The organism is Acinetobacter sp. GRABPA_MV_2, from assembly GCF_056725885.1.
The window spans coordinates 58212-75170 of sequence record NZ_JBWZNA010000009.1 but is presented as its reverse complement, the minus strand read 5'-3'; the positions used below and the strand labels follow the sequence as shown (position 1 = coordinate 75170).

Here is a 16959-nt window from a genome sequence, read left to right as displayed (position 1 = left end):
GCCCTCCTAGCCATTTTTCTAATGTTGATCTTTAACGATCAGGTCACTTCACTGCGCACTAGATAACGTTCATTTTTCCATTCACTATTCAGCATGATTTGCTTAAGTTGTTGTACGGCATTCCAAATATCTTCAAATCCTAAATATAAAGGTGTAATTCCAAAACGTAATACTTCCGGCTCTCGATAATCCCCAATCACACCACGAGCAATCAGCGCTTGAATAATTTCATAACCGAACTCATGTCTATAACTGACATGACTACCACGATATTTATGATTTAAAGGTGTAATCAGTTCAAAACCAAACTGGACACACTCTTGTTGAACAAGTTGAATAAACAAATCAGTTAATTTGAGTGATTTCTCACGTATTTGTTGCATATCAGCTTGCAAGAAAATATCGACACCACATTCAATTAGGCTCATAGAAATAATGGGTTGAGTTCCGCACAAGTAACGGCGAATACTGTTAGCTGGTTCATAATGCTGAGCCATATCAAATGGTTTTTTGTGGCTCCACCAGCCTGAGAGAGGTTGCCAGAACTGATCACGATGCTTTCGATTTACCCATAACAACGCTGGAGAACCTGGGCCACCATTTAAATATTTATAAGTACAACCAATCGCAAAATCACTATTGCTCTGATTAAGATCCATAGACACCGCACCAACTGAGTGACATAAATCCCAAATAATCAAAGCATCTTTAGCGTGAATTTGTTGATTAATAGATTCCATATCATAGAAATATCCAGTCCGATAATTCACATGAGAAAGAACAACTACCGCTACATCTTTTTCTAAAACACGAGATAAATCATCTGCACCATCAATTAACTCAACTTGATAGCCTTGATGAATCAAATCGATAAAGCCTTCAATAATATAAATATCGGTTGGGAAAGCATCTTTTTCTGCAACAATAATTTTACGGTCTGGAAATTTTTCAGCTTGAATTTTTACCGCTGCTGATAAAACTTTGAATAAATTTAATGTTGTGGAATCTGAAATAACGACTTCCCCTTTTTCAGCACCGATAAGCTGCGCGACTTTATCTCCGAGTCTAGTCGGTAAGCCCCACCAATCTGCTTTATTCCAACTATTAATAAGGTCCTCACCCCACTCTTTGGCAATAATATGCTGAGCAACCTCTAATGTTTTTTTTGGTCTTGCACCCAAAGAATTACCATCTAAATAAATGACATTTTCTGGTAGTGCAAATTCATCTTTAAACTTTTTGAGTTCATCTTCCTGATCCCAATAGAGGCATTGTTCGTGAGTAATCATTTGTTCTTTCACCTATTTTCAACATTTCCTTTGTAGTTGAATTTTATCATGCCAATTCTTTCGATTTATTCGATAATATTTGATTAAAATTTGCTATTTTCGTATAAAATTCGAATTAAAATTAAAAAACATGGATGAAATTCGAAAATGAATGTAGATGCAATCGATCTTAAAATTTTGAAGTATTTACAAGATAATGCGAGGTTAAGTAACCAAGAACTGGCCGATCTCGTTAACCTTTCGGCTTCAGCTTGTCATCGGCGAGTTAAAATTTTAGAAAGCAATGGTGTAATTGAAAAATATCAAGCGAAAGTTAACTATGAAAAACTAGGTATAAAAATTGAGGCAATTGTCGAAATAAAGCTTGCCCAACTCACAGAAAATGATCACAACTTCTTTTTAAGCCAGATCAAAAATTTTGATGAAGTCATTAATGCATATATTATTACTGGTGAATCTAATTATGTTTTACACGTTGCGACCAAAGATTTGAGTTCTTTTTCTCATTTCGTCATTAATACCTTAAATAAAATAAAAGGTGTAGTAAGCATCAATTCCAAGATCATTTTACAAAAGATTGTGCAAAAACCACTTTGATCCCTTATTTTTAATTAAAGAGACATCTCATGATCGAAACAAAGCGTTTAATTTTAAGACAGTGGAAAGAAAGTGATGTTGAGCCTTTTATAACAATGGGCTTAGATCAAGATGTTATGCAATTTTTCCCAAATCTATTAACACCCCAAGAAAGCCATAATTTAATCCAAAAAATTTCATCTCTCATTAATGAAAATGGTTGGGGCTTCTGGGCAGTAGAATTAAAAGAAACCCATCAATTTATCGGATTTATTGGCTTACATAGCCAACCTGAACAATTTGACTTCTCTCCATGTGTGGAAATTGGATGGCGACTTGCAAAAGAATTCTGGAAACAAGGTTATGCAACTGAAGGAGCAAAAGCAGCTTTAGACTATGGTTTTAATGTACTGAATTTAGATAAGATCGTTTCATTTACCGCTAACACAAATACACCCTCTCAAGCTGTCATGGAAAAACTTGGAATGCATAAAGTTAAAAACTTTGATCATCCCAAGGTTCCTCTCCATCACCAATTAAAAGCACATGTGTTATATGAAATTACGAGCTCTTCATTTAATTTTTGATTAAAGTCAAAATATTAAATTATTAATAAATATTTTCTTAATCATCGAAATCATAGCCAACAGATGTAGAGTACTCCCAATACTCATGGATTTTACTCGCGATATCATCTTTTCCCATTGTAGTGAGTACATAAAAGAGTTTAGCCTCTTTATTTTTTCTTAGTATTAATAGGTTGTAGTAATCATACTCAGGCCCATTAAGACCTAAGGTTGGCTGTGCTTCACAATGCTTTTCTGCTTTGTAATGCCATTCAAGCTTATAAGTATCAAGGCCATCAGCAGCATTGATTACAATACCGTCATTGGCTCCGCCAATAAATCCAATTTTCATTGCTTTCTCTAAATTCTTATTAGGGTTAATTTTAAATATAACTTTAAACAAGTATCCTTCAATTTATAAAATGTATGTCAATACGTATCCTATGTAAGCAAAATTAACCATAAATATAGATGACTTTTAAGATTTCTTAATTGCAAAACTTTGGCTGCCTATTTTTACTTTAAACACAGGAAAAGTTTTCTATTAAAAAGCATTTATTATTGTTTTTTGTTTGCAAAATTACACGCTATAATTTTCAAATCATTTATCCTCCCTACCCATCACATTAATCAAAACACCTTTTGAAAGAATTAATGGGTGGAGTTTTAAATTAATTTTATATTTCAAAGTTTCTTTAATTAATGATTTTAAAAGGATATATGGTAGATGCGTCTTAAAAAATTTGCTTTAAATGATTTTGGAGATATTTATATATGTCTAAAATCGTAATGTTTGACATGGATGGTACGCTATTAGATCTCGCTTTTGATGATTTCATTTGGAATGAATGTCTTCCTAAGCGACATGCAGAGATACATCAACTTCCGCTCACGCAGAGCCAAAAAATACTATATCAGTTTTATCAAGCACATAAGCATACACTTGTTTGGTATTCATCAACTTTTTGGACTAAAACTGTAGGTGTAGATGTACTCAAATTACAGAAAGAATTTCAGACAAAAATTCAAGCTCGCTCAGGTTGTATTGAGCTTCTGCAGGAACTGAAAGAACAAGGATATAGTTGTTGGTTAGTTACAAATGCTGACCGTGCTAGCTTAAAACTAAAGCTCGATAATATTGCAATTGAACACTTCTTTGACGTAATCGTATCGAGTGAACAAATTGGTTATGCAAAAGAAGATATTCATTTTTGGCAAGAGCTCCAAAAATTACACCCTTTCGACCCAGACGCAACCATTTTTATTGACGATACAACTCCTGTACTAAAAACAGCTGAAAAATTTGGTATCAAACACTTGTTTACTATCTTGCAGCCCTCAAGTCTAAAGAATGCAAGAAAGCATGAAGATTTAGAATATAAAGCACTAGATCGACTTACAGAATTGCTGTCTATATTGAATCAAATTGATAGAAAGGATAATGATGTCAAAATTGCTTGAAAACGATGCTGTAGAGACCATGCGTATCGACAAATGGTTATGGGCTGCTCGTTTTTTTAAAACTCGTTCAATTGCTAAAGCAGCAATCGAAGGAGGTAAAGTACATCACAATAATGAGCGTGTAAAAGTTTCCAAAGAAATTCGTGTTGGAATGGAACTGATTATTCAACAAGGTTTTGATAAAAAAACCGTTGTAGTAAAAGCGCTTTCCAACACACGTGGTCCAGCACCAGTTGCCCAGCAACTTTATGAAGAAACAGAAGTAAGTATTGCTAGACGGGAGTTGATTGCATCCCAACGAAAATTGCATAATCTTGCTCGACCTGATCATAGACCGAGTAAAAAGGATCGTAGACAGATTAATCGGTTTAAACAGGACAATGATCAACACTGGTCGTATGGTGATGAATAAAAACGTCGAGTTGTGTCGCACACACACAGACAACACATAGAAGCTATAGAAAAAATCTGTCACTATTAGCCCTGTGAAACAAGTTGAGATTCAATGCATCCACTTGGGTTAAACGTGATGAACTTAGAGTATTGAGGTTTTTGAGATGGATGAGAATAAAAGCAAAGCATTACAAGCCGCGCTAAGTCAAATTGAGAAACAATTTGGCAAAAATACGGTGATGCGTCTCGGTGACAACACTGTTCAAGCAGTTGAAGCTGTATCTACAGGTTCTTTGACTTTAGATATTGCATTGGGGATTGGCGGTTTACCGAAAGGTCGTATCGTTGAGATTTATGGTCCAGAATCTTCTGGTAAAACCACAATGACTCTCCAAGCGATTGCACAATGTCAAAAAGCTGGTGGTACTTGTGCATTTATCGATGCAGAACATGCATTAGATCCACAATATGCACGTAAGCTGGGCGTGGACATTGATAATCTACTTGTATCGCAACCTGATAACGGTGAACAAGCACTTGAGATTGCAGACATGCTAGTTCGCTCTGGTGCAATTGATTTAATCGTTGTCGACTCAGTTGCTGCTCTTACTCCTAAAGCAGAAATTGAAGGCGAAATGGGTGACTCTCACATGGGCTTACAAGCTCGCCTAATGAGTCAGGCACTACGTAAAATTACGGGTAACGCTAAACGCTCGAACTGTATGGTTATTTTCATTAACCAGATCCGTATGAAAATTGGTGTAATGTTTGGTAGCCCTGAGACTACGACTGGTGGTAACGCATTGAAGTTCTATGCTTCTGTACGTTTAGATATCCGCCGTATTGGTCAAGTCAAAGAAGGTGATGAAATCATCGGCTCTGAAACTCGAGTTAAAGTTGTTAAAAATAAAATGGCTCCTCCATTTAAAGAAGCTATTTTTCAAATCTTGTACGGTAAAGGTACAAACCAGCTTGGCGAACTTGTAGATTTAGCTGTACAACAAGATATCGTGCAAAAAGCAGGTGCTTGGTATTCGTATCAAGGCAATAAAATTGGTCAGGGTAAAAACAACGTTATTCGCCACTTTGAAGAAAATCCTCAAATGGCTGGAGAAATTGAAAAAATTATCCGTGAACAACTGCTAACTACGGGTACTAATGGTGCTGTACAGGTGGAAGATGAAGAAGAAGATCTTCTATTAGAGTCTTAATTATCGCTTATAAGTCTTAAAACGCCCTTCGGGGCGTTTTTTACAAGGAAATATTAAATATGTTCAAAAGAACAGAAGAACAGTCCCAACAACGCGCTTTGCTTACAGGTCAACGTTTGCGCTCATATGCTTTTGCTTTATTGACTCGTCGAGACTATTCGAAAGCAGAACTTATCGAGAAATTGAATCGTTATGCACAAAACCCTGAAGAGGTTAAGCAACTTGTTGAAGAGTTATCTGAGCAAAACTATCAAAGTGACCAACGCGTTGCAGAACTAACATTGGCTAGCCAAATTCGCAAAGGTAAAGGCCCAAAACGTATTAAACAAGCTTTAAAAACAAAACAAATCGAAAATGATTTAATTGCAGATGAAATTCATAACATTGATTGGGTAGAACAGGCTTATCAGCTTAAAGTTAAAAAATTTGGTGAAGAAGTAGAAAAAGATCCTAAACTTAAAGCAAAACAGATGAGATTTTTACAGTATAGAGGATTTGATTTAGATGTAATTATGAAGGCAATCCAACGAAGGTCGGATTAGAAGATGGTGGCAACCCCACTAGCAAAACTTCGGCACATCATAGATCTGCTACCGTTGCTACCTTCCGGTCCTGGCGGGGTTCACAGAGTACAATTGCGAAGCCACCAGCGGGGCTACCATTGCAAAACAGAGTATAGAGATTTTTAAAAGAGTTGCAAGCCTTCTTCTCATTTTTAAGCAAGTTTATGTTTCAATTGATTAATTCATCATCAAAAACACATAAATTCCTAGAATATTTTATCTTGTATTCTTTCTTGATACTTATTTTGAATAAAATATGCTTGAACATTGTAAACTATTCTTGCATTTATATTGTTAGCTGTTTTAATTGCAGTGATCAATTAAAACCTTAGATAGCTAATGTGAATAGTTTACATATTCCCTTGTCAAGTTAGCTTTTACATAAAATTATGGACCTATACTCATGCGATTGATGAAGCATTCTTTATTATTTATTGCCTTAATGAGCACTACTTCTCTCTATGCCAATATTCCAATTGAATCGCGCGGTTTAAGTCAAAGTGGTGGTAGCTCAACTAGCACTTCATCGAATAACGCTTCAGTCCCTAGTAATTTAAATTGGGAATTGATGCAAAAAAACCAACAATTAGAAAATGATATACGCACCCTGCGCGGTCAGTTAGAAGAACAATCGAATGATATTGAACAATTGAAAAAAGATTTATCTAATCGCTATACTGATTTAGACCAGCGTTTGGAATTACTGAATCAAAAAGTAGATCCTGAAAGTGCAACACCAGACAATACAACTAATAGTGATGCTACAGCTACTGGAAGCTCAGAAGCTCCACCTACCGACAATAAAGCAGCAAGTACTACAACTTCTGCAAGTCAAGTTACTCTCCCCTCACAAACGCAAGTAACACAACCAGCTTCACCGCCTGCTACACAAAATCAATCGAACCCTGTAGAACTTGAAAAAGCAGCTTATACTGTTGCTTTAGATGCCTATAAACAAGGTGGAGCAAAAAAAGCGATTGCTCCAATGCAAAACTTTATCAAAAATCATCCTAATAGCGTTTATACAGGGAATGCCTATTTTTGGTTAGCCGAGTTTAATTTAGCTACTGATCCCGTAAATTATAACGAAGCTAAAAAGAACTATAATGTAGTCGCAACGCAATACCCAAATTCTAGTAAAGCTCCTCGCGCGCTTTATCAACTCTACAGTATTGCTAAGGATGTAGATAAAAATACTGTTTCAGCAAACCAATATAAAGCTAAAATCTTAAGTCAGTATCCGAAATCTGAAGAAGCCAAATTTTTTAATAAATAAAACTGTTAAAAAAAGACACCGTATATACGGTGTCTTTTTTAATATCTCAGCTTAACGCACAATACCACGTTCTGATTGCTCAACAGAGTCAATTAATAATTGAGCTTCTGGAACATTCGGAAGAATATCATTTTTAATCTGCTCAACTGCTTGAACAGAAGTCAGGCCTGATTTAAAAATCAATTTATAAGCTTCTCTAAGACCTTGAATTGTATTTTTAGACCAACCCTTTCGGCGCATACCTTCAATATTGATACCAAATGCATGTGCTGGATTACCAGATGCCATAACATAAGCTGGTACATCTTTTAAAATTAAAGATGCTCCACCGACCATACTGTAAGAATCGATTTTACAGAATTGATGAATTCCTGAATTACCACCAATAATGACATGATCACCGATATGGACGTGTCCAGCAACACCTACATTATTTGCAAAAATATTATGATCACCAACAATACAGTCATGCGCAATATGAGTATTAACCATCAATAAGTTATGACTACCTATTTTAGTTAAAGCATGATCTTGTACAGTTCCTCTATGTAAACTGCAATGCTCACGAATTAAATTATGATCTCCAATCTCTAACCAAGTTTCTTCACCTTGATATTTCAAGTCTTGGCAAACCTCACCAACACTTGCAAACTGGAAAATCTCATTATTTTGACCAATTTTCGTAAAACCACCAATTACAACATGTGAATGTAATTTAGTACCAGCTCCAATCGTCACATTTGGACCAATAATACAATAAGGTCCTATCTGGACATCCGGGGCAATCACTGCAGATGGATCAATAATGGCCGTAGAATGAATTAAATCGTGATTGCTCATGCCTGCTCTGTTTTTTGGTGTGAAATCATAATTTCAGCGGTTGTTGCTACAATACCGTCAACGGTAGCCGTACAGTTATATTTGTAGATACCGCGTTTTTGCATTACTAATTCAGATTTTAATACAAGTTGGTCGCCAGCAACTACTTGTTTTTTAAATCTAACCTTTTCTGCACCAGCAAAGAGGAATAAAGAACCTGGTTTTGGCGTTTCATTGTTCATAATAAAACCTAGAACGCCCGAAACTTGAGCTAATGCTTCTACAATTAAAACACCTGGCATAATTGGGTATTCTGGGAAATGCCCTTGCAGGAACTCTTCATTAATAGAAACATTTTTATAACCAACAATACTATTGTCAGTAACTTCAGTAACACGATCAACCAATAAGAATGGATAGCGATGCGGCAAATATTGACGAATCGTTTGAATCTGCATTGGTAATTCAGGGATGGCAAATTTAGGTGTAGTTGACTCGGTCATAATATTCTATTTACGCAAATTAAAAGTTGATTCAAGAGACTCTATTTGAGCTTGTATATGATCAAGTCGTTTAGTGATTTGGGTCAATGGCACATCTGCTAATTGTCGCAAGCGTACAATCGTCTTTTTCCAATGACTATTTTCAAATAATCCAATTCCTGAAGAATATGTACCAGCTTCAGAAATATTTTTTGTGACCATTGACATTCCAGTTAAAGTCACATTATCAGTGATTAAAAGGTGACCAGACACACCGCAGGCTCCTGCAAGAATACAGTTTTTGCCAATTTTAGTGCTTCCAGCAATTCCACATTTAGCAGCAATAGCTGTATTGGAACCAATATGAACGTTATGTGCGATTTGCACAAGATTATCAATAATTACCCCATCTTCCAAAATCGTATTATCTAGTGCCCCTCGATCAATACTACAATTTGATCCAATGCGAACATCATTACCAATAATAACCGAACCTAATTGTGCAATACGATGCCATTTACCCTGATATGGTGCAAAGCCAAAGCCTTCACTACCAATTACAGTACTTGCATGAACTCGAACACGATCAAGTAATTTAGCCCCACCCGTAATTGTAACATGTGAATCAATAAAACAATCCTTGCCAATTTCCACATTATCATCCAGACGAGTATGAGACTGAATAATCGTGTTCTCACCTACTACACAATTTTCACCAATTACAACGTAATGGCCAATATATGCTTTATCGGAAATAATTGCGGAAGGATGAATTTGAGCAGTACTTTCAATACCTATTGATGTGATCTTTTTATCAAAAGCATGCGTAAGTACGGCAAAAGCCAAATATGGATTATCAACAATAATAAAATTTTGTTTATCAGTAAGCTGTTCTTTAATAGAGCTTGTAACAATGTACGCACCCGCACGACTAGCCTTTGCTTGATCAATATACTTTTCGCCATTTACGAAAGTAATATGAGAAGGTTCAGCATTTTCTAAACTTGCTAGGTTTATGAATTGAAGACTACCCGCACCGACTAACTCACCATTCACTAGGTGAGCTAGTTCATCTAAACGATAATGTTGCACTTTCATTAATTTATTTCATTGAATTAACCTTTTGTATCATTTTATCAGTTAAATCATATTTAGCGTCATAGGCAACGGTCGAATTTTTATTCAAAATGAAGTCAAGATTATTTTCTTTTCGTAATTGTTCAGCCGCTTGCTTCACACGAGTCTCAAATGTTGAGTTCATTCCTTGCAAACTAGTTTGAACTTTAGACTGTAAGCCTTGTTGAGTTGAATTAAATTCGTTTAATTTCGACTGATATTGAGTTTGAAGCTTCTTAATATCATCTTCTTTCATTTTTTGCCCTTGAGTTTGGGCTTGGCGCTGAAGACCTTCTAATTCTTTACCCAACTGCTCAAGACGAGTTGTTGTTGGTTTAACAGATTGATTTAAACTTGCATTTTGTTGTTTTAAATAAGTACTACTCTCAACAACTTTAGCAAGATCAATAACACCATACCCAGCTGCATTAGTCATAGCAGAAACTGTAAGGCCTAATCCTAAAATTAATATATTTAATTTTTTCATTTAAATTTGTGTCCTTATTGCATGTTTAGTCAAGTCGTACTTAGAAAGTACGACCGATTTCAAACTGAATCTCTTTAGTTTCATCACCAGGCTTATCATTTAGAGGGAATGCATAGCTAAGAGATAATGGCCCAATCATGGTAATCCATGTAAATCCTACACCTACGCTATAACGCATATTGCCTAAATCAAAACCGTAGTTATCTTCACAGTATTTTCTAGCATCTGCTATTTGCTGCCCATTCATAATCATAGAATAAGAGCCAACATCACACTTAGTATCAAATACTTGACCGCCTTCAGCAAAAATGACTGGTCGCACTTGGCGAGTCCAATCTCCTTTGAATGGCAATGGTAAAGCAAGCTCTGTACCAAACTGAACTAAAGCATTACCACCAACTTCTTCTGGAGAAGAGTCATTTTTACCTTCTTCTTGTAAATTCACGCTTGAATATTTCGGGCCCAAGGTACTGTTGTCATAACCACGAACAGAACCATAACCACCCGCATAGAAGTTTTTATAGAATGGCAAATCATTACCATAGCCAAGCTTACCATAACCACGTAATACAAAACCTGAATTACCGATCGGTAAGAATGCTTGTGTATCATAAGTTACTTTTTGGTAATCGACATCACTACCCGGTAAACCAATTTCAAGCCCTACTCGATGAGACATACCTGAAGTTGGGAAAATTGGACGGTTTAGTGTGTTATATGACCAACCTAAATTCAGATTATAAGTGAAAAATTCGCCTTCAAATGCACTTCCATAAGGATCTGATACTTTGTCTGGTGGGCAATTATACAGTCCTGTTTCTTTATCTTGAACAAGATCAACAAGACAATAGGTACTTGTAGAAGTGGTTTTCCCACCATTTTTTAACAAGTAGTCTCGTACATAAGTAGAGACATAAGGACCAGTCGTTACTTTAGTATTATCAATACCTAAAGAAGCACTTAGGCTTTGGTTTTCATCAATTGGATAACCAAAACTTAAACTGCCACCAAAACTATCGGTAACATAGTTATTAACGTTATAGTCATCATTTAGCTTTGTTTTACGATAGTAAACGTTATAACCGCGGCTTACCCCATCAATCGTGAAGTAAGGGTCGGTAACACTTAAGTTATAGTAGTCTTGAGTTTCAGAACGAGATAAATCGATCGAAACACGATTACCCGTTCCCATAAAGTTAGTTTGACTCAAACCTGCTTGGAAGGTGATACCACCACTTTGCGAGTAACCTACCGCCAATGTCGTAGTTCCCGAATGCTGTTCTTCAACATTTACGTTTAAGTCCACCTGATCTGGTGAATTTGGAATACGAGCCGGTTTAATATCAACTGTTTTGAAGAATCCAGTACGCTCTAGACGAACCTTAGACAAATCAATTTTTTCATTACTTGCTAAAGCGCCTTCCATTTGACGCATTTCACGACGTAGTACTTCATCGGCAGTTTTACTATTACCTGTAAAGTTAATACGACGTACGGTTACTTGCTGGCCTGGGTTTACATAATAGTTTAAGTCAACAACACCCGTTTCATTATTAATTTGCGGAACAACGTTCACATCTGCAAAGTAATAACCAGCATTACCATATTTACGCAATAACAACTGCTTAACAGCATTTACTTTTTCTTGAGAATAAGTATCGCCATCTTTATAGATTTTTAAAGCTTGCAGTTCTTCAGGTTTATAAAGTGCATCACCTAAAAACTTGGTTTGACCAAATTTGAACTGACTACCTTCCTCTACAGCAACTTCAATAAAGATATTCTTTTTATCTTCACTAATATTAAGCTGTGAGTTATTGATATGAAAATTGATATAACCTTTATTCAGATACATCGCACGCAAAGCTTCAAGGCTCGCTGCCATTTTCTCTCTAGCATAACGGTCATTACGGGTTACAACTGAAGCCCAACCACTTTCCTTAACTGCGAAAGCTTGTTTAATTTCACTGTCTTTAAAAACAGTATTACCAATAATATTGATATTAAAAACTTTAGCTGCCGTACCTTCATTAAAATTTAATTTAAGTTCAACACGGTTATTTGGACGAGCTATAGTGTCAACAGTTACATCAGCATCATAACGGCCTTGTTGAGTATATTGCTGCTCTAATTCAGTTTCAATTGTTTGTAAAGCTGACTTCTTAAAAACTTCGCCTTCAGCAATTCCCATTTTTTTGAGGCCTTGTTCCAATGCCTCTTTAGGAATAAGTTTATTACCCTTAAATTCAAGTTTTGAAATAATTGGGCGCTCTACGACATTAAAGACTAAAGTATCATTATCTCTTGATGCTTTAATATCGTCGAAAAGTCCAGTGGCATACAATGTTCGAATTGCTTCTGCGATCATCGGTTCATTAACGCGATCGCCACTGTTGATTGGCAACATGGTAGAAACATTTGCAGGAGTTAGACGGACCAAACCATCTATACGAATATCTCGAACAACGAAATCATCAGCTGCATATGCTTGTTGTACCGCTGCCATAGCGCTAACAAGTGCCAAAGGCATTAAAAAATGTGTGTGCCGCATGCCAGTTTTTCCAGTAAGTTATAAATCCATATACGTTTACAAACGCATAAAATCGTTAAATAAAGCTAAAAGCATCATACTACCGAGCAGTACCATACCAATTTTTAGACCAAACATTTGTATTTGTTCAGAAACAGGCTTCCCACGAATAGCTTCAATAATGTAATAAACGAGATGTCCACCATCTAGCATTGGAATTGGCAATAAATTTAAAATTCCAAGACTTACACTCATTAAAGCCATAAATGAGATAAAAGTCTGCCATCCCATTTCTGCACTTTGTCCCGCTACTTTCGCGATTGTAATTGGACCAGAAAGATTCTCTAGACCAATCAATCCCTTAACCATTTTTACTATTGAACTCAATATCATGCTAGAGATTTGGCTAGTCTTATCGAGCGACATCTGGAAAGCTTGTATTGGAGTGTATTGAATTGTTTGCTTATATTCGTCAGGAATTGTAATTTTTCCTGCATCGCTTTTTACGCCTAAAACCCCACTCACTTGCCCCATGTTGTCACGCTTTCCTTGAGGCATGACTTGCAAATGAACGAGTTGACCATTACGCAACACATCAATATTAAGTAACTTTTCTGGTGAGTGTTGTACGACTTCCACAACATCAAACCAATCCTTCATTACTTGACCATTAATTGAAACAATACGATCACCAACTTTCATGCCTTGACGAATTGCTGCCCCATCTGCAGTCAACTCAGTTACAACAGCAGGAATAATGGGACGATAGGGTAAAAAACCCAATACATCTAAAGCTGATTCATTTTGGTTTTTTAAAAAATCTTTAATCGGTAAAACAATATTTTTTTCAGTGCCTGCACGATCTACATCGATATTCAAGGTACCAGTTTCACCTACACGGTCAATCAAAGCAAAGTTAAGTTTTTCCCAAGTTTGAGTTTCTTTTCCGTCAACAGCAATAATCTTATCACCTACTTGTAGTTGAGCAGTTGCTGCTGGCGAGTTAGGTATAACTTTACCCACTCTCGTGTTTAGTTGTTCTTGCGCTGGTAAAAATAAAATCCAGAAAAGTAAAACAGCAAAAACCAAGTTAATTAAAGGTCCAGCCGCAACAATTGCTATACGCTTCCATGGTTTTTGACGGTTAAATGCATAAGGTAAATCTTGCTCTGCAACATTACCTTCGCGCTCATCGAGCATTTTTACATATCCGCCTAAAGGCAAAGCTGAAAGTTGGTACTTAATTCCAGATTTTTTTGATGTCCATTTAAGTAATGTCGGACCAAAACCGATGGAATAGACTAAAACTTTAACACCAAGTTTTCGTGCCACCCAATAATGACCGAACTCATGAATTGCAATTAATGGACCGAGCAAGAGAGCTGCTGCTGCAATCATAAATAATGCACTCATTTCAGCCTCCTATACTTGATATATACTGCTGTGCTACATGTCGTGCTACTTCATCTTTATTCAAAATAGACTCGATATTATCAGCAACTGAGTTTTCCAATTTTTGCAAAGTATGCTCTACCACTTGTGGGATATTTGTAAATCCAATCTGTTCCTTTAAAAATGCAGCAACAGCAACCTCATTTGCAGCATTTAAAATAGTAGGGGCTAGCCCTCCTGCACGCATTGCCTGACGGGCTAAATCAAGCGCTGGAAACTTCTGGATATCCGGTGCTTGAAAATTAAGCTGAGAATACTCAAACAAATCTAAAGCAGGAACACTAGTCTGTAAACGTTCTGGCCATGCTAATGCATGGGCAATCGGTGTACACATGTCTGGATTACCCATTTGAGCCAATGTTGAACCGTCAACATATTGCACCATAGAATGAATAATACTTTGTGGATGAACAACAACTGTAACAAAATGTTCAGATATTGAAAACAAATGACACGCCTCGATCAACTCTAACCCTTTATTCATAAGAGTAGCTGAGTCAACTGAGATTTTCTGTCCCATAGACCAGTTGGGATGCTTACAAGCCTGGGCAGGAGTAACTTTTTCTAATTGTTCTAACGAATGGTTTAAAAATGGTCCACCTGAAGCGGTCAATAAGATTCTTGATACACCCTGTTGCGGTTGTCCATTTCTTTCAGCGTCTAAATAATTATGAGGTAATGACTGAAAAATAGCGTTGTGTTCTGAATCTACCGGTAATAATAATGCCTGATGATCACGTGCTGCTTGCATCATGATTTCACCAGACATGACCAAAGCTTCTTTGTTAGCTAACAAAACGCGTTTACCAGCTTTTACAGCCGCCAATGTTGGCAATAAACCTGCAGCTCCAACAATTGCAGCCATAACTACATCAACATCTGGATGAGATGCGATACTTACCAACCCTTCCTGATCAGTCAAAATCTCAATATTTTGTAATTCATTTTCTACAAATAAAGCTGCTAATTCATCAATTTTTTGCTTTGGAACAACTACAACTTTTGGTTGGAATTGTTTACATATGTCAACCAATTCAGAAATTCGACTATGAGCTGAAATTGCAAATACTGAATACTTATCAGGATGTTGATTTAAAATTTTTAAGGTACTTTGCCCAATGGAACCGGTTACACCCAATATGCAAACAGATTGTGTCATTTATAAATCTACACCAATAAGTTTTAATATATACATTCCCGTTGCAAAGATCGGGGCTGCAGCAAGTAAAGAATCAATACGATCTAAAACACCACCATGACCAGGTAGTACACGTCCAGAATCTTTAATACCAGCACGACGTTTAATCATCGACTCAAATAAATCACCTAAAACTGAACCGAATACTGTAATTAGTGACAAGATAAGAAACAGGATTTGCTGAATTAAAGTTAAATTTAGATACTGATATTGCACAACCAACATTACCAGTATGGTCGTGATAATACCACCATACAAACCTTCTACTGATTTGTTCGGACTTACGGTTGGTGCTAGTTTTCTTTTACCAAATTTACGGCCAACAAAGTAAGCACCACTATCTGCACCCCACACGAGTAAGAACAGATACATTAACCACCATGGCGAACTTTGCCAGACAACAAAAATTGAAGTTACCGCCGCACAAACTAAAATAATGCCAATTACATATAGAGTAGCGTTATACCACCCATCAAATTCAGGAAAAGATTTGACCCAATAAACGCTTACAAGCCAAGTCAAAATTGAAGCTGACCACAACAGTAATGCAATATCATGGAAAAATAGAGCAACGCCTGAAACGAATGCAACAAGCAGACCGTAGCACCAAGCTTTTGGCTTTACAGCATTTACAGTTTCATGGGGCATTAATTTATACCATTCATACCCCGCAACCCCTGCTGCTACAATCATAAGAACCAACATTGGATAATGTGATTGCGTAGCAAACATACAGCCTAAAACAACTGCGACAAGTACCAATGCGGTAACAATCCGCTCTAACATTATAAGTTCTCTATTTTCTCTTGCTGAATTTGTTCAGATGTTTTGCCAAAACGACGTTCACGCCCTGAAAAAACATTCAATGCATGATCGAATTCTTGTACTGTAAATTCTGGCCATAAAGTATCAGTAAAATACAGCTCAGCATATGCTGCTTGCCATAACAAGAAATTAGATATGCGATAATCTCCGCCTGTACGGATTAATAAGTCCACAGCTGGCAGATCGTTTAGACTGACATATTTTTCGAACAAATCAACATTTATTTGATCAGCACCAAATTCACCACGGGAAACCGCTTCAGCAACTTGTTTTGCTGCATTTGCAATATCCCACATCCCACCATAGCTCACAGCAATAGTTAAGGTCATCGTGTTATGGTGTGCTGTCTGTTGCTCTGCATCTTCCATTAAGGCAACTAGGTGTGACGGTAATCGAGAACGATCACCTATGAAACGCAAAGCAATATTAAATTTCTTCATGCGAGGTATTTGCTCATGAATAGTTTCTTCAAGAAGCTTCATAAGCAGATCGACTTCAAATTGTGGTCGATTCCAGTTTTCGCTTGAAAATGCAAAAACCGTTAAAGCACGAATACCTGTTTTTTTACAATGTTCAACGATAGGATCAAGAACATTTTTACCCTCTCGATGTCCATCACCTTTTTGCATTTGATTTTTTTTTGCAAAGCGGTTGTTGCCATCCATGATGATGGCAACATGCTTAGGAAGATGATACTCTTCTGAATCGGTCATAA

18 protein-coding genes and 1 other RNA gene are annotated in these 16959 nt (G+C 36.6%); 7 read left to right on the top strand and 12 right to left on the bottom strand.

The annotated features are described in order from the left end of the window. Positions 1-38: 38 nt before the first annotated feature. Positions 39-1289: a kynureninase gene (gene kynU, locus ACXM0J_RS09850; protein WP_086265600.1), complete on the bottom strand. Its 1251-nt coding sequence runs from the start codon at positions 1287-1289 to the stop codon at positions 39-41. A 147-nt stretch (positions 1290-1436) separates the two neighbouring features. Here kynU and gigD point away from each other — a divergent pair, with 147 nt between their 5' ends. Together gigD and ACXM0J_RS09840 are read left to right on the top strand one after the other, a co-directional pair. Continuing rightward, positions 1437-1886, top strand: a complete 450-nt coding sequence (gigD, locus tag ACXM0J_RS09845; protein ID WP_004791887.1) for an Lrp/AsnC family transcriptional regulator GigD — start codon at positions 1437-1439, stop codon at positions 1884-1886. Between the two features lie 29 nt (positions 1887-1915). Next, positions 1916-2452 carry a GNAT family N-acetyltransferase gene (locus ACXM0J_RS09840; RefSeq protein ID WP_086265601.1) on the top strand — a complete coding sequence of 179 codons (537 nt, stop codon included), beginning with the start codon at positions 1916-1918 and terminating at the stop codon, positions 2450-2452. Positions 2453-2489: 37 nt separating this feature from the next. Here ACXM0J_RS09840 and ACXM0J_RS09835 read toward each other — a convergent pair whose 3' ends face one another. Continuing rightward, positions 2490-2783, bottom strand: coding sequence for a hypothetical protein (locus tag ACXM0J_RS09835; RefSeq protein ID WP_086265602.1), 294 nt, complete (start codon positions 2781-2783; stop codon positions 2490-2492). 422 nt (positions 2784-3205) lie between these two features. On the opposite strand from ACXM0J_RS09835, the gene ACXM0J_RS09830 reads away from it, so the two are divergent. From ACXM0J_RS09830 to ACXM0J_RS09815, 4 genes are all read left to right on the top strand, one after another. After that, the gene (locus ACXM0J_RS09830) at positions 3206-3892 is read left to right on the top strand and encodes an HAD-IA family hydrolase (protein WP_213034438.1); all 687 of its coding nucleotides are present in this window, start codon (positions 3206-3208) and stop codon (positions 3890-3892) included. After that, entirely contained in the window at positions 3876-4304 is a 429-nt protein-coding gene (locus ACXM0J_RS09825; protein WP_086265603.1) for an RNA-binding S4 domain-containing protein, read from the top strand. The genes ACXM0J_RS09830 and ACXM0J_RS09825 overlap by 17 nt, the downstream gene beginning before the upstream one ends. Positions 4305-4449: 145 nt before the next feature. Continuing rightward, entirely contained in the window at positions 4450-5496 is a 1047-nt protein-coding gene (recA, locus tag ACXM0J_RS09820; RefSeq protein ID WP_002115680.1) for a recombinase RecA, read from the top strand. 59 nt (positions 5497-5555) lie between these two features. Beyond that, positions 5556-6038: a regulatory protein RecX gene (locus ACXM0J_RS09815; protein WP_086265604.1), complete on the top strand. Its 483-nt coding sequence runs from the start codon at positions 5556-5558 to the stop codon at positions 6036-6038. A gap of 13 nt (positions 6039-6051) precedes the next feature. Here ACXM0J_RS09815 and ffs read toward each other — a convergent pair. Beyond that, positions 6052-6148, bottom strand: an RNA gene (gene ffs / locus ACXM0J_RS09810) — signal recognition particle sRNA small type. Positions 6149-6462: 314 nt separating this feature from the next. Between ffs and ACXM0J_RS09805 the strand changes: the two genes are divergently transcribed. Continuing rightward, positions 6463-7335, top strand: coding sequence for a YbgF trimerization domain-containing protein (locus ACXM0J_RS09805; protein WP_262470340.1), 873 nt, complete (start codon positions 6463-6465; stop codon positions 7333-7335). A gap of 51 nt (positions 7336-7386) precedes the next feature. Here ACXM0J_RS09805 and lpxA read toward each other — a convergent pair whose 3' ends face one another. Genes lpxA through uppS form a run of 9 tightly spaced genes read right to left on the bottom strand, consistent with a single transcriptional unit; the run spans position 7387 to position 16957 of the window. Then, on the bottom strand, positions 7387-8175 hold the full coding sequence (lpxA, locus tag ACXM0J_RS09800; protein ID WP_086265606.1) for an acyl-ACP--UDP-N-acetylglucosamine O-acyltransferase: 789 nt from the start codon (positions 8173-8175) through the stop codon (positions 7387-7389). After that, complete coding sequence (fabZ, locus tag ACXM0J_RS09795; RefSeq protein ID WP_002115603.1) at positions 8172-8657, bottom strand: 3-hydroxyacyl-ACP dehydratase FabZ; 486 nt, start codon at positions 8655-8657, stop codon at positions 8172-8174. Before fabZ ends, lpxA begins: the two co-directional genes overlap by 4 nt. Positions 8658-8663: 6 nt before the next feature. After that, a complete protein-coding gene (gene lpxD, locus ACXM0J_RS09790; RefSeq protein WP_086265607.1) occupies positions 8664-9734 on the bottom strand; it encodes a UDP-3-O-(3-hydroxymyristoyl)glucosamine N-acyltransferase in 1071 nt (356 codons plus the stop codon). Between the two features lie 4 nt (positions 9735-9738). Beyond that, positions 9739-10239: an OmpH family outer membrane protein gene (locus ACXM0J_RS09785; RefSeq protein WP_069030002.1), complete on the bottom strand. Its 501-nt coding sequence runs from the start codon at positions 10237-10239 to the stop codon at positions 9739-9741. 40 nt (positions 10240-10279) lie between these two features. Continuing rightward, complete coding sequence (bamA, locus tag ACXM0J_RS09780) at positions 10280-12790, bottom strand: outer membrane protein assembly factor BamA (protein WP_199993209.1); 2511 nt, start codon at positions 12788-12790, stop codon at positions 10280-10282. Positions 12791-12826: 36 nt separating this feature from the next. Next, on the bottom strand, positions 12827-14182 hold the full coding sequence (rseP, locus tag ACXM0J_RS09775; RefSeq protein ID WP_086265608.1) for an RIP metalloprotease RseP: 1356 nt from the start codon (positions 14180-14182) through the stop codon (positions 12827-12829). Position 14183: 1 nt separating this feature from the next. Beyond that, positions 14184-15380: a 1-deoxy-D-xylulose-5-phosphate reductoisomerase gene (ispC, locus tag ACXM0J_RS09770; protein WP_086265609.1), complete on the bottom strand. Its 1197-nt coding sequence runs from the start codon at positions 15378-15380 to the stop codon at positions 14184-14186. Further along, a complete protein-coding gene (locus tag ACXM0J_RS09765) occupies positions 15381-16205 on the bottom strand; it encodes a phosphatidate cytidylyltransferase (RefSeq protein ID WP_017385994.1) in 825 nt (274 codons plus the stop codon). It abuts the gene before it with no gap. Next, on the bottom strand, positions 16205-16957 hold the full coding sequence (gene uppS / locus ACXM0J_RS09760) for a polyprenyl diphosphate synthase (RefSeq protein WP_002115643.1): 753 nt from the start codon (positions 16955-16957) through the stop codon (positions 16205-16207). Before uppS ends, ACXM0J_RS09765 begins: the two co-directional genes overlap by 1 nt. Positions 16958-16959 lie beyond the last annotated feature (2 nt).

Bases quoted from the DNA above. Each gene is read 5' to 3' on its own strand.
- kynU (WP_086265600.1), bottom strand. From the start codon at position 1,289: ATGATTACTCACGAACAATGCCTCTATTGGGATCAGGAAGATGAACTC.
- bamA (WP_199993209.1), bottom strand. From the start codon at position 12,790: ATGCGGCACACACATTTTTTAATGCCTTTGGCACTTGTTAGCGCTATG.
- lpxA (WP_086265606.1), bottom strand. From the start codon at position 8,175: ATGAGCAATCACGATTTAATTCATTCTACGGCCATTATTGATCCATCT.
- ACXM0J_RS09805 (WP_262470340.1), top strand. From the start codon at position 6,463: ATGCGATTGATGAAGCATTCTTTATTATTTATTGCCTTAATGAGCACT.
- ACXM0J_RS09815 (WP_086265604.1), top strand. From the start codon at position 5,556: ATGTTCAAAAGAACAGAAGAACAGTCCCAACAACGCGCTTTGCTTACA.
- lpxD (WP_086265607.1), bottom strand. From the start codon at position 9,734: ATGAAAGTGCAACATTATCGTTTAGATGAACTAGCTCACCTAGTGAAT.
- recA (WP_002115680.1), top strand. From the start codon at position 4,450: ATGGATGAGAATAAAAGCAAAGCATTACAAGCCGCGCTAAGTCAAATT.
- ACXM0J_RS09835 (WP_086265602.1), bottom strand. From the start codon at position 2,783: ATGAAAATTGGATTTATTGGCGGAGCCAATGACGGTATTGTAATCAAT.
- ispC (WP_086265609.1), bottom strand. From the start codon at position 15,380: ATGACACAATCTGTTTGCATATTGGGTGTAACCGGTTCCATTGGGCAA.
- ACXM0J_RS09825 (WP_086265603.1), top strand. From the start codon at position 3,876: ATGTCAAAATTGCTTGAAAACGATGCTGTAGAGACCATGCGTATCGAC.
- gigD (WP_004791887.1), top strand. From the start codon at position 1,437: ATGAATGTAGATGCAATCGATCTTAAAATTTTGAAGTATTTACAAGAT.
- ACXM0J_RS09765 (WP_017385994.1), bottom strand. From the start codon at position 16,205: ATGTTAGAGCGGATTGTTACCGCATTGGTACTTGTCGCAGTTGTTTTA.
- fabZ (WP_002115603.1), bottom strand. From the start codon at position 8,657: ATGACCGAGTCAACTACACCTAAATTTGCCATCCCTGAATTACCAATG.
- ACXM0J_RS09785 (WP_069030002.1), bottom strand. From the start codon at position 10,239: ATGAAAAAATTAAATATATTAATTTTAGGATTAGGCCTTACAGTTTCT.
- ACXM0J_RS09840 (WP_086265601.1), top strand. From the start codon at position 1,916: ATGATCGAAACAAAGCGTTTAATTTTAAGACAGTGGAAAGAAAGTGAT.
- ACXM0J_RS09830 (WP_213034438.1), top strand. From the start codon at position 3,206: ATGTCTAAAATCGTAATGTTTGACATGGATGGTACGCTATTAGATCTC.
- rseP (WP_086265608.1), bottom strand. From the start codon at position 14,182: ATGAGTGCATTATTTATGATTGCAGCAGCAGCTCTCTTGCTCGGTCCA.
- uppS (WP_002115643.1), bottom strand. From the start codon at position 16,957: ATGACCGATTCAGAAGAGTATCATCTTCCTAAGCATGTTGCCATCATC.